This window comes from Chitinophaga sancti (assembly GCF_034087045.1).
Lineage (GTDB): Bacteria > Bacteroidota > Bacteroidia > Chitinophagales > Chitinophagaceae > Chitinophaga > Chitinophaga sancti_B.
This window is the reverse complement of the sequence record NZ_CP139247.1, coordinates 2033155-2047317: the sequence shown is the minus strand read 5'-3', so window position 1 is coordinate 2047317 and position 14163 is coordinate 2033155. Positions and strand designations below refer to the sequence as shown.

Genomic DNA, 14163 nt, shown 5'->3' with positions numbered 1-14163 from the left:
AATCAATAGTGTTGTTGCATCAATTTATCTTCGATCATCAGTAATACCGTATCAGGATAAATAACCATTACCGGAGTCGCTTTTTTATTTTCACCAGGAATTGTCATAATATTTTAAGAGCTGCGAGAATAGATCTCTTTCAGCCATTTAACCTTCTGTAGCAGGAAGAACAGTTGTTCATGTGAGATCCAGGCCCGTTTAGCCTTTAATAAGTCTGCGCTATGAAAACAATTTCCAGTTCGTATAAACAGGATGGGAATGCTATGTCCCGACGTCAACATAGTAATCTCAAAGGCGCAACAGTTATAATAAAATAATCCAGGCACGCGGTATAGCATTACTATGATCAAATGATGATGATCATGGTCTGGTACAGGCATGCCCGTTACCTAACTCAAATAACCTAGTATGAATATGTCTACAATTATCGGGATCACCCCGTTCGAAAGCCCTGACGTCCACCTTGCCATTGCTTTGGCTAATGCGAAAGCCTTCCCTGTACTTCATTTAGGACGTAACAGACAAGTTGCGGAAACAGCATTGTCTGCACTGGCACTACAACTGTCACAACCCTTCGGTGTATGTATTGTGCATACTAGTGTTGCAGATATTTCCCTCCCTGAGCAGGTATCAATGGTTATTGCACCCTATGGAATGAAATTAAAACTGCCAAAGAGAGTGCAACTGTTTTACCAGGTGCATAGTCTTGCCGAAGCGAAGCTGGCAAAGAAAGAGAAGGCAGACGGTATCATTCTCAAAGGGAATGAAAGTGGTGGTAAAACAGGTGATGAATCATCTTACATTTTATTTCAGCAGGTAGTCAAAGCAATTCCTGATGCCCACATATATGTACAGGGAGGCATCGGTATTCACACTACAGCGGCCCTTATAGCCACTGGCGCTACCGGGGTGGTACTGGACAGCCAACTGGCACTCTTTCCTGAATGTACAGCCCCTAAAGCATTAAAAAATGTATGCGAAAAACTCAATGGCAATGAGACCCGCCTCATCGATCATTTCCGCGTACTGGTACGCCCCAACTCTCCGGAGCTGCCAGAAAACGCTACCATGGCCCAGTTAGAGCCATTGTTACAAACTTTGGAACTGGATAAAGGTTTCCTGCCACTGGGTCAGGACATTGCCATTTCTACCGACCTTGTAAAGCGATATAAGAAATTAGGCAGACTCATCACCGGTATGCATCATGCTATTCGTGGGCATATCAGGCAGGCACAGACACAGCCTGTCATCAGTCCGAACAATGCACTGGCGAAGGAATTGAACATTACCTATCCCATTGCACAAGGGCCGATGACACGTGTGAGCGACGTGCCCGCTTTTGCTGCGGCTGTAGCCAATGCAGGTGCTCTGCCATTCGTAGCCCTGTCTTTATTGAAAGGCGAATCAGCCAGAAACCTGATCCGCGAAACCAAACAACTTGCCGGTGACAAAACCTGGGGTGTGGGTATACTCGGGTTTGCACCGCAGGAGCTGAGAGATGAGCAGACTGCTTACATACAGGAAGAAAAACCGCCATTCGTGCTCATAGCCGGTGGCCGCCCCTCTCAGGCCAAAGCGCTGGAGCAGCAGGGTATCCAGTCTTTCCTGCATGTACCCTCAGCTTCATTGCTGGATATGTTTATAAAAGAAGGGGCCAGGAAATTTGTATTTGAAGGCCGCGAATGCGGAGGACACGTAGGGCCCCTGTCCAGCTTTGTGCTGTGGGAGAAACAAATTGACAGACTATTGCAGGAAGAAAATGCGGGCCAGTTCAGTTTGTTTTTTGCAGGTGGTATTCACGATGCATTGTCAGCAGCTTTTATTGGTGTGATGGTCGCACCATTGGCGACCAAAGGTGCGAAAGTTGGTGTGTTGATGGGTACTGCTTATATCTATACGAAAGAAGCAGTAGAGACGGGTGCAATCCTGCAGCAATTCCAGGATCAGGCCATTGCACATAATCATACCGTTTTATTAGAAACTGCCCCGGGCCATGAAACCCGTTGTCTGCACTCTCCTTTTGCCGATTATTTTAATAAGGAAAAGGAGCAGCTGGTAGCTGCAAATGTGGATAAAAAAGAGATCTGGGCGCAACTCGAATCACTGAATGTAGGCCGTTTGCGGATTGCTGCGAAAGGTGTGGATAGAACAGATGATGGTTTGGTGAAAATAGCACCAAAGCAACAACTAAGTGAAGGCATGTATATGATTGGGCAGGTAGCCGCCATGCGCAATGAAACGGTGACGATGCATGCACTACATGAAGATGTGGCAGCAATGAATCAGACCATTATTGATAAAGCTATTTTGCCTGCTCCGCTTACACAGCCGGAGAAAGCACTGGATGTAGCCATCATCGGTATGGCTTGTATCTATCCGGGTGCGAAAAATATCGATGAGTTCTGGGCGAATATATTGAATGGTGTAGACTGTGTAACTGAGGTGCCGGATGAGAGATGGAACAAGGAATTGTATTTTGATAATAATTCGAATGATGGCGAGATGTCTCCTTCCAAGTGGGGAGGATTTATTCCGCGTATTGATTTCGATCCGATGGCGTTTGGGATTCCACCACAGTCATTGGCAGCGATAGACCCTACACAGTTGCTGGCATTGCTGGTAGCGAAGCAGGCATTGGATAATGCGGGGTATGGCGGAAAGGAATTTAATGGAGAAGATGTATCTGTAATTATAGGTGCAGAAGGTGGTACTGATCTGGCAAATAGTTATGGGTTCAGATCTACGTATCGACAGTATCTGGGTGAGATGCCGGATGAGTTGAAAGCAGTGTTGCCAAGAATGACGGAAGATAGTTTTCCGGGCGTGCTGGCCAATGTGATCTCTGGTCGTATTACGAACAGGTTGGATCTGGGTGGACGTAACTATACGGTAGATGCCGCTTGCGCATCGTCCCTGGCGGCGATTGACCTGGCCTGTCAGGAGCTGGTATTGGGTAAGTCCGAAATGGTGCTGGCTGGTGCTGCCGACCTGCACAATGGGATTAATGACTACCTGATGTTTAGTAGTACGCATGCATTGTCAAAGAAAGGACGATGCGCAACTTTTGATAGTGAGGCGGATGGGATTGCACTGGGTGAAGGGGTAGCGATGATTGTGCTGAAAAGATTGTCAGATGCAAAGAGAGATGGAGATAAAATATATGCTGTGATCAAAGGTGTGGGTGGTAGTAGTGATGGGAAGAGTTTAGGGCTAACTGCACCACGTAAGGCAGGGCAGGTGAAAGCATTGGAACGTGCTTATGAGATGAGTGGAATATCTCCGGCTACAGTAGGTTTGGTGGAAGCGCATGGTACCGGTACTGTAGTAGGTGATAAGACTGAGATCAGTGCCATCTCTGACATGCTGATTCAGAATGGTGCGGTGATCGGGCAGACCTACCTGGGTTCTGTAAAGACACAGATCGGGCATACTAAGTGTGCTGCAGGTCTGGCAGGATTGATCAAGGCTGCATTGTCAGTATATCATGGTGTGAAGCCGCCTACCTTGCATATGAAGACGCCGAATAGTTTTTATAATCCGGCAAGCAGTCCTTTCCTGTTTAATGCGGAAGCAGGGTTGTGGCTGGATGATAAGCGTACGGCGGGTGTCAGCGCATTTGGGTTTGGAGGTACGAACTTCCATGCAGTGATCGAAAATGATGCCAGCGTACAGGACGCGCATACAGCGATTAAGACATGGCCGGCAGAGTTATTCGTATTCAGAGGAAATAGTCAGCCGTTGTTGAAAGCGGTGAGCAGCATACTCCAAAACAATGATAGTATATCACTGAAGGATCTGGCTTATAGTCTGGCAGTGTATAGCCAGGAGCCGGTATCCTTATCTATTGTAGCTACCGGCAGAGAAGATCTGATGATGAAATTAGATCTGGCCATGGCAGGTGCTACTTCTAAAGATATTTATGTGACAGCGCCTGTAGAAGGGAAGGTAGCCTTTTTATTCCCTGGGCAGGGTAGTCAGCGGATCAATATGGCGAGAGAGCTGTTCGTGGCTTTCCCCGAGATGAGACAGTTGCTGAAGAAACATCCTGCTTATGAGAAAGTGTTGTTTCCACCGGCGGTGTTTAATAATGAGGCGATCCAGCAACAGAAAGAACAGATCAAAGACACAAGGGTAGCGCAACCTGTGTTGGGCATTGTGGACCTGGCCATGGCGCAGTTCCTGCAATCATTGGGTATTGAGCCTGATATGATGGCAGGGCATAGTTATGGCGAGTTGCCGGCGTTGTGTTTTGCAGGGGCATTTGCTGATGAGCAGTTGGTACCGCTCAGTGAGTTGCGTGCGAAAGCAATACTGGGTGGCGTGATTGATGATAAGGGGATGATGGTGGCTGTAAGCTGTGGGGAAGATGTATTAAAAGCATTTACGGGTGAGGGTACGGGTGTGTATCCGGTGAATCATAATTCCCCTGCGCAATGGGCATTGGCTGGTAAGAAAGCTGATATGGAAGCGCTGATGGAGAAATTGAAAGAGGCAAAGATCTCTTACAAACAGATGGAAGTGGCCTGTGCATTCCATAGTCCGGTGATAGCGGGTGCAAAGGCGCTATATGAGACCGCGATCAAGGATGTAGATTTTGCGCCTATTGCCATTCCTGTATGGTCAAATACTACGGCACAGTTATATCCAACACAACCAGCGGAGATCAGGGCAAGATTGGCGGAGCATATCGTTAAACCAGTATTGTTTGCAGAAGAGGTGGAACACATGTATGCTGCAGGTGCAAGGGTGTTTATTGAAGCAGGACCGGGTAAAGTGTTGAGTAATCTGGCAAAGTCAACTTTAGGTAAAGAAACGCTGGTGTTGCATACAGAAGATAAAGCACCGCACGCGATCACCCATTTGTTGAATACACTGGCAAAATATATAAGTACAGGTAGAGCGATCAATTTAGAGAAACTATTTGATGGTCGTGATGTGCAGGTATTACAACTGGATAACCCTGCTCAATATAAGAAGAGTGCTACAGTATGGCTTGTAAATGGGCATATGGCAGTGCCTTCTGTGGGTAAGTTGCCAGCGCATGGTGCAATGCCGTTATTGCAGCCATTGAAACTGAATATTGGCGCGGCTCCTGTAGTGGTAGCTCCTCCTGCGGGCAATGCAGAATATATGGTGCAGGAATATTTGAATAGTGTGAAATTGTTGGTGCAGGCACAGAGAGATGTGATATTGGGTTATTTGGGTCATACGCCTGCGGCAATGTCGATTGCGGCGGCTGTGGCGCCGGCTACGCATGTGGCGGTCCAGGTTGCGACGCCAGCACCAGCTCCGGCTTCTGCTCCTACAAAGAGAGATACTAAACGCATCCTCATCGAAGTAGTCAGTGAAAAAACAGGTTATCCACACGAAATGCTAGGTCTTGAAATGGACATGGAAGCAGACCTGAGCATTGACTCTATCAAGCGTATGGAGATCATCGGGGAGCTGCGTACCCAAATGGGTGGTTTCAAATCAAGTGGCAAATCAGACGAAGCAGTTGTAGAACAACTGGCAGGTATCAAAACACTGAATGGTCTGCTGCAATGGATCGCTGAAAACGTAGATGCACAGAGCTTACCAGATGCTGGTGGCGTATCGCTGCAACATGCCATTGCACAACAACCTGTGGTCGATATCAAAGACACTATTTTGCAAATTGTGAGTGAAAAGACCGGTTATCCACAAGAGATGCTGGGCTTAGATCTCGACATGGAAGCGGATCTGAGTATAGATTCTATTAAGCGCATGGAGATCATAGGTGAACTCCGCACCCGGTTGGGGGGCTTCAAAACCAGCGGTCAGAGCGACGAAGCTGTGGTAGAACAATTAGCGGGTATCAAAACCTTAAATGGTCTGTTAGTATGGATTTCAGGAAATATGGATCAGCCACAGGCGGCTCCGGCAGCAGCTCCATCCACATCTGCTGCGGCGCAAACATCGGTAACCTGGTCCGAAAGCGAAATTAAAAATATACTCCTGCTCACGGTCAGTGAAAAAACCGGCTACCCTACTGATATGCTGGGTATGGACCTGGACCTGGAAGCGGATCTCAGTATTGATTCTATCAAACGTATGGAAATACTGGGTGAGCTGAAAATAAAGATTGGCAGCTTCTCCCAGAATGGAGAAGATAAAACAGAAGCTCTTGCAGGGATTAAAACCCTGAATGGTTTGCTGCGTTGGATTGCTGAAAATGTAGGTGGTACTGCGCCAGCGAGTCCTGTGCAGAATGTGGGTAACGCAATTCCTGTATACAATACCGCCAATGCGATAGCTGCCGCAACAGCAGCAAGTCTTTCAAGGTTGTGTTTCTCTTTGACGCCTTCCGTTTTTGCCCAGCAGGCGGTTGCTATTAAAGATGCGAAGTTTGCTATCATGGACGATGGCAGCGCATTGCCTGCGGCTTTGCAAAGTTTGCTGGTTGAAAAAGGCGCCAGTGTTACGATCATAAAAGGTGAAGAACCTTTAGATGAATACCAGGGGCTGATCATTCCAGATCTGCTTACAGCACCCGGCCGGCCTAACATCCTCACAGCATTTGACACCATCAAAAAGCTGAACCCTGAAAAAGCGAAATGGGTATATGCCATTTCCGGTGTACTGAATGGCGATGCCAAAGACCTGCGTAGTGTACAAGGCTATCCCGGTTTTCTGAAAAGCCTGGACAAGGAATGGGAAACCACCAGGTGCCGTAGCATTACACTGACAGGCCAGTTCCCGGCTGATCGCATTCCAGGTATGATCATCGATGAAATTCTTCATCCTGATGAACCAGCAGAAGTGATTTATCACAATGGCAGCAGACATACTTTTAGTCTGATACCTTCACAATTACCCGTAGGTGATACTTCACAACTGCAATTGAATAAGAACAGCGTAGTACTGGTATTAGGCGGTGCACAGGGCATTACAGCAGAACTGATGATCCGCTTTGCAAAGGATTATCCTTGTAATTATATACTCGTAGGTCGCTCCGCTGACCCTCGCAATGTGGTAGCTTCTCAATATGCATCTCTCACAACCAAAGATGCGATCAAAAAGCAACTGATAGCCGAAGGACAACTCACCAAACCGGCGGACATAGAAAAGAAAGCTTCCGATATACACAAAGCAAACCAGATATTATCCACCATCCATTCGCTTGAGCAAAATGGTGCGACTGTTATTTATCGCTCACTCGACCTGCGCAATGAACAGGAGATCAGTGCACTGATCGATCAGGTATACAAAAACTATGGCCGGATTGATGGCGTAGTACATGGAGCCGGATTATTAGAAGATAAACTCTTCCAGCAAAAGACTTCTGAATCATTCGAACGCGTGTTCACGACCAAAGTTACACCACTGAGAATACTGGCAGAACAACTGCGTCCGGATGTACAGTTTGTGATCTTCTTCTCCAGCGTGGCCTCAGTATATGGCAACCGTGGCCAAACTGACTATGCTGCTGCCAACAGTGTGATGGACCGCTATGCATGGGAGCTGCGCAACACCATTAAAGGGAAAGTGACAGCTATCAACTGGGGTCCATGGAAAGGCACCGGGATGGTGTCTCCTGCGCTGGAAAGGGAATACGAACGCAGAGGCATTGCTCTCATCCCTTTACAGGAAGGCATGGAGCTATTTGTAAACGAGCTGAAATATGGAAATGAGAGCCAGGTACTGATCATGGCTTAACCTTAAAAAACGTCCGCAAATATGAATGTAGCAATCATAGGGATGTCCGGTATCTTCCCCGGTGCGGGCAATATCCAGGCTTTCTGGCAGAACATTATACAGAAAAAAGACGCAATACAGGCGGTGCCTGAAAACAGGCTGGACGCCACTTTCTTTGATACAGAGACGATAGCGGTAGACCGTTTTTATTGTCGCAAGGGTGGATTCATCGATGAATTTGCCACCTTCGATCCCATTCGTTTTGGCATATTGCCACTGGCGGTAGAGGGTACAGAACCAGAGCAGTTGATTACGCTGGCCCTTGCCCAACAAGCATTGCAGGATGCAGGCATATTGGATAAGCATATCTCGCTGGAGAAAACAGGTATCATTATCGGGAAAGGAAATTATCCCGGGCCTGGTGCTACCAGGGCGATTGAAATAGTGCGTACGGGTGAACAGATTGTACAACTTCTGCAAACTTTATTACCACATTTATCAGGTGCAGATCTTGAAAAAGTAAAGAAAGAGTTCCAGCAGAAAAAAGGTCGCTTTGGTCCGGATACGGCCATGGGATTGATCCCTAATCTTGTGGCCTCTTTGGTAGCGAATCGTTTGAACCTGGGTGGTGTAGCTTATACACTGGATGCTGCCTGCGCCAGTTCACTGCTGGCAGTAGATCATGGCATACAGGAACTCAGTACCGGCAGGGCAGATATGATCATTGCCGGAGGGGTGCATGTATCGCAGAATGCCCCATTCTGGAGCATCTTCACACAACTGGGAGCGCTTTCAAGAAGACAGCAGATAAGACCCTTTGATCAACAGGCCGATGGTTTGCTGATAGGTGAAGGATGTGGTTTTGTCGTGCTGAAAAGATTAGATGACGCCATTGCAGATAATGACCGCATCTATGCTGTGATCAAAGGTAGCGGTATATCCAGCGATGGTGCAGGTACCAGTGTGATGAGTCCTGCTGTAAAAGGACAAGCTGTTGCGATCAGGCAGGCATGGCAAAAAGCCGGCGTTTCTCTGGATGAAATCGGGTATATAGAAGCACATGGTACTGGTACACCATTAGGAGATAAAACAGAACTGGAAACACTGGCACAGGTGTTTGGTCAACATGCACATAAAGCAGGTATTGGTTCTGTGAAATCGATGATTGGTCATGCGATGCCGGCAGCTGGTATGGCAGGTTTGATCAAGACAGCGCTGGCATTGTATCACAACACCCTGCCTCCTACCCTGCACTGTGAAGAACCGGTAGCAGCTATGCAGGATACCCGATTTGCACCCGTACAGGAAGCCACCGACTGGCAGGCGACAGGCTTACCATTAAGAGCAGGGGTGAATGCATTTGGGTTTGGTGGTATCAATGCACATCTGGTGGTAGAAGGCTTTAATAGCTTACCTAAAGGCGTCTTCAATGGCATCACGCCTTCGCTGAAAGCAGATGTATTATTACTGGCAAGGAATAGTGCAGATGCACTGATCCGTGCATTGGAAAATAAAGAAACCGATCCCGGACAGGGTGATTACCGCATTGCATTGTTTGATCCTTCGCCGGAACGAATCAAAAAGGCCGTAAAAATTGTAGGCAGGAATACCCCGTGGAGAAACAAACAGGACATCTGGTTTACCAATGAGCCGTTGATTTCCAAAGGCGGAAAGGTGGCCTTCCTTTTTGCAGGCCTGGATGGATTGGGTGGCGGAGAAGTAGATAGCGTTGCGGCTCACTTTAATTTACCCGGTGCAGAGAGCAATAAAGACAGCGTATACGATTCTGCTATTACCCTGCTGGAAAGGAGCCGTATTATCGATACAGCCCTCAAACAAATGGGGATTCGTCCTGACCTGAATGCAGGTCATAGTATGGGCGAATGGCTGGCTGGCCGCTCTGCGGGTATGGCTACGGAGGCTTCTATTCTTGAAATATTACAGGACCTGAACCCACAGGCATTAGAAACAGAAAATGCGAAATTCCTGGTGACCGGTATTGGATATGACCAGCTGCTTCCTTTACTGGAAGGGAAGCAAGATATTTATCTGTCCATGGACAACTGTCCGCAGCAAGTGATTCTTTGTGGTACAGATGCTGCGGTTGCAGACTTCATTGAGATACTGAAAGCAAAGCAGATCTTCTACCAGGTACTGCCTTTCCAGTCTGGCTTCCACTCTCCATTTGTAGCGAAGAAAACAGATGTATTGCTGGCGGGTATCAGCAAGATACAGTGGTTAAAACCTGAGATTCCGTTCTGGTCTGCGACTACGCTGGATCTGTATCCGGATACGTATGAGGCCATCAGGGATTTGAGTGTGGATCATTTAATTAAACCGGTACGCTTCCGTGAACTGACACAGAAATTATACGAGGAAGAAAATGTACGTGTGTTTATCCAGGCAGGTGCAGGTGGTTTGATTGGATTTGTAGATGATACATTGAAAGGTAAATCATATAGTGCAATCGCTGCGAATGTACCTACACGCAGTGGGTTGGATCAGTTACAACGAGTAATGGCTGCATTGTTTGTGGAAGGGAAACCTGTGAATCCGGCATTTTTAGGAATTTCTCCAAAAGCCAAACCGGGCATGCCTTTGCAATTAGGTTCACCGTTTATCAAAGAACTGGAAAGTTTGAAGGGATTATCTCTTCCTGCTCCTGCTATGAAGCCTGCATTTGCCACCGTGCGAAAACCTGTTTTACAGGCATTTCTTCAAAATGTAGATGAGATCTCGGCTATTCAGGATGAAATCATTGCATTATTCAATGACCCGATCACTGTACAACCCATTTCTCATACACTCAATATTTCTCTGGAAAATACGCCTTACCTCATCGACCACGCATTGGTAAAACAAAAACCCGGATGGCCCATTAAAGAAGATATGGACCCCGTTATACCCATGACGATGATCTTTGAGCTATTTGGTGACGTGGCCCGTGCAAACGGTCAGAATAGGGCTGTAAAACGCATTTACAACATACAGGTGTTCCAATGGATGAACGTGTCCTCTCCTTTCAAAGAAACCATTACCGGTAAGTGGGAAGGAAATGACACTGTGCACCTGGACCTTCCTAATTATGCCAATGCCAGTGTACAACTGACTAAGCAATATCCGGTACCACCTGCAAGGGATTTTTCCATTGGCGCCTCCTTAGACAGTGAATTGTACAAAACACCTGAGCAGATCTACGAGCGGCACATGTTCCATGGCCCCGGTTACCAGGGTATCCGGAAGATTGTGCACATGGGCGAAAAAGGCATCACCGGCATCATCGAAAGCAGCACGGGCAAAGGTTCCTTATTAGACAACGCCGGCCAGCTGTTCGGACTGTGGTTACAGCTGACCTTAACGAAAGACAGGATCGCATTTCCCGTAAAGATCCATGAAATCGCTTTCTATGGTGATATGCGGGATCAATCCGGCAGCTTTGAATGTACCTGTCAGCTCACTGAACTGAATGACGAATTTGCCACTGCTGATTTTGTCATCAAAAAAGCAGGACAGATATGGGCCATCGTTACCGGCTGGCAAAACAGAAGGCTTGAAATTGATGAAGCCCTCTGGCAGATCTCCATGGCGCCATTACAAAATAAACTGGCGAAAGAGATTGCACCGGGTGTATTCACTTTTAACAATGCTTACCAGCGTGTGGTATCATGGGATTTTATTCAGAAGCGCTACCTGAACCAGGCAGAGAAAGCCTTTGTAAAAGGGCTGATGCCAATGAAGCGTAAAGAACGGATCATCAGTCGCGTGGCCGCCAAAGACGCTGTGCGGGCGGTGTTACAACACCACTGCTTCCCGATAGAATTTGAAATCAAAAACAATGCTGCCGGTGCACCTTATGTAGCAGGTGTGGAAGATATTCAACTGAGTATTGCACACAAAGGTATGGAAGCTGTGGCGATTGCCCGTTATCAACAACCGGTAGGTATTGACATAGAAGAGATAAAACCACAGAGTGAGGGCTTTTGTGAACTGGTGTTCAGTGTTACAGAATTGGAGCTGCTGCCCCCTGAAAACCGCGATGAATGGATCATTCGCGCCTGGGTTGCCAAAGAAGCTTATGGCAAATACCTGGGTAAAGGGCTCCAGGGCAATCCAAAAGGATATGCCATTGCCGCTATCAATGGTGATGAGCTGACTATTAACGATATCAACATTAAGACAATTAAACACAACAATTTTATAATCGGATGGACGCTATAGCTGCACACAAACTGAACAGCGAAGAGATCTTCGCCTTGCTGAAACAATTCATAACTGAGGTAATCGGAGAAGAGTTCGTAGAAGATATGGACATCACCAAAGAAAGCTCTTTTACACGGGATCTGGAAATGGACAGTATCGAGATCGTGTCCTTTTCAGAGAAGGTGAAGGGTCACTTTGGTGAACATGTAGACTTTACAGGATGGCTTTCCAACATGGACCTCGACCAGCTGATCAATCTCAGCCTGGGTGACATTATAAAATACATTGAACAATGCCAGTAATCAAAATCAATCACACCTCCGTTCATGTACAGGAAATGAACAAAGGTGCAAAGGAAACCATTTTGCTGATCCATGGAATGTTCAGCAATCTGTCCGTTTACTATTTCAACATTGCCCCAATTCTGGCCAAACAATTTCATGTAGTCATGTATGACCTGAAGAGTCATGGCATGAGCGGTAAGGAGAAAGATGGTTACGACCTGAACGCCCTCACCGACGATCTGTTAGCCCTGATGGAAACCTTAGAACTCAAAGCCGTACACCTGGTAGGTTATAGCTTCGGCGGACTGGTCGCGCTACGCATGGCGAGCCGGTTCCCCGGTAGGGTCAGGAAACTCGCTGTCATCGAAGCGCCCGATCCGGGCGAAAATGAAAGACTGGGCATTATCGATATGTACAGCAAAGAGTTTCTGATCGACTACATCAACAACTTTACTGACACCACAAAGTTCAGGATGGGCAAGCGACAGCTGGAAAAAAACCATCGCATGTACGAATACCTGTTCAATGAAACATCCATCAAAGCTGACCTGCGCAAAGAACGTGGCTTCTTCTCCGGCAAGGAGATCGGGTATATCAAACAGGATACTTTATTGCTTTATGGCAAAGACTCTGACTGCGTACCCTCCGGACAAACTTTATATGACAGACTCACCCGTTCTAAACTCGCTTTACTGAACGGGGATCATAATCTGCCGCTACAACAGCCGGAAGAAACGGCATTACGATTAAAAGACTTCTTCGAAGGATGGCAGAGCAAATTCAGACAAATCAATAATAGAATATGGCAAGGTTTGCGTTTATAGTTCCTCCCTTACATGGGCATGTGAACCCAACATTGAGCCTCGGTGCTGAATTATTGAAAAGAGGGCACGAAGTAGGCTGGATCACCCTGGACCCCGCACTGGGCAATAGATTGCCAGCCGGTGGTCAACTGCTGCTCGCCGAGTATAACGACGATAGCGAAGACTACCTGGAACAGATCCATAAAAAGAATGTATCCGGCATTGAAAGTATCAAGTTCCTTTACGAAGAGGTACTGATACCCCTAAACAGGTTTATGTACGATGGCATCAATACCATTCTCGATAGCTTCAAACCAGATGTAGTGATCAATGACCACCAGCTATTTGCCGGTGCCATTGCGGCTTACAACAGGAATATGCCTTACGCTACTTCCGTGACTGCACCAGCAGCGATCAAGATGGTTGAAGACCTGCCCGGTGTACATGACTGGGAAGTAAAACAGATCGTAGGACTACAACAGGAACTCGGCGTACCAGGAAATAACGCCGTAGTGCTTTCTGAAAAACTCACATTGGTATATACTTCAAAGGATTTCTTCGGTTATATGGACACACCGGAGCATTACAAATTCATAGGCCCTGTATTCAATAACCGGCATACTGTACCTCCTTTTAACTGGGAACAACTGTCGCAGATGGGTACCCATCCAAGAATACTCGTCTCGATAGGTACCACTTTCGATCACGCTTATAAAAAAGAATTCTTTGGAAAGGTCATTGATGCTTTTAACAACGAAGCAGTGACAGTAATAGTCGTATCGGATGAAAGTCTCTTTGACAGCTGGCCTTCCAATTTTATTGTGCAGGATCGCGTACCTCAGCTGGAACTGTTGCCACACCTGGATGCCGTGGTTTGTCATGGTGGTCATAACACCGTGTGCGAAACACTTTCACATGGATTGCCACTGGTCGTAATTCCAATTGCTTATGATCAATCGCATGTAGCAGGTCAGGTCACACAGGCAGAGAGTGGTGTACGGCTGAACTTTAAACGTTTCAAAGCGCCGCATCTTCGTGAGGCTGTATTCGAGATCCTGAAAAACCCGGCGTATAAACAAGCCGCACAACGTATCCAGGATTCATTTGAACGTTCTGGTGGCGCCGCTACAGCAGCCGATCTGCTGGAAGATCTGGCGCCAGTCATTCCCCCCTATGGTATGACGATGAACCAGGCATTTTACCGCAACAAAGTTTATTAA

The 14163-nt window shown here is 47.0% G+C and carries 5 protein-coding genes; all 5 read left to right on the top strand.

Features of this window, described 5'->3' with window-relative positions:
- Positions 1-414: 414 nt before the first annotated feature.
- From SIO70_RS08545 to SIO70_RS08525, 5 genes are read left to right on the top strand one after another with little or no spacing between them, the layout of a single operon-like run.
- The gene (locus SIO70_RS08545) at positions 415-7677 is read left to right on the top strand and encodes an SDR family NAD(P)-dependent oxidoreductase (protein WP_320580501.1); all 7263 of its coding nucleotides are present in this window, start codon (positions 415-417) and stop codon (positions 7675-7677) included.
- 21 nt (positions 7678-7698) lie between these two features.
- The gene (locus tag SIO70_RS08540) at positions 7699-11874 is read left to right on the top strand and encodes a beta-ketoacyl synthase N-terminal-like domain-containing protein (RefSeq protein ID WP_320580500.1); all 4176 of its coding nucleotides are present in this window, start codon (positions 7699-7701) and stop codon (positions 11872-11874) included.
- A complete protein-coding gene (locus tag SIO70_RS08535) occupies positions 11862-12158 on the top strand; it encodes an acyl carrier protein (RefSeq protein ID WP_320580499.1) in 297 nt (98 codons plus the stop codon). Before SIO70_RS08540 ends, SIO70_RS08535 begins: the two co-directional genes overlap by 13 nt.
- Positions 12149-12964, top strand: a complete 816-nt coding sequence (locus SIO70_RS08530) for an alpha/beta hydrolase (RefSeq protein ID WP_320580498.1) — start codon at positions 12149-12151, stop codon at positions 12962-12964. Before SIO70_RS08535 ends, SIO70_RS08530 begins: the two co-directional genes overlap by 10 nt.
- Positions 12943-14163 carry a glycosyltransferase gene (locus SIO70_RS08525; RefSeq protein ID WP_320580497.1) on the top strand — a complete coding sequence of 407 codons (1221 nt, stop codon included), beginning with the start codon at positions 12943-12945 and terminating at the stop codon, positions 14161-14163. The genes SIO70_RS08530 and SIO70_RS08525 overlap by 22 nt, the downstream gene beginning before the upstream one ends.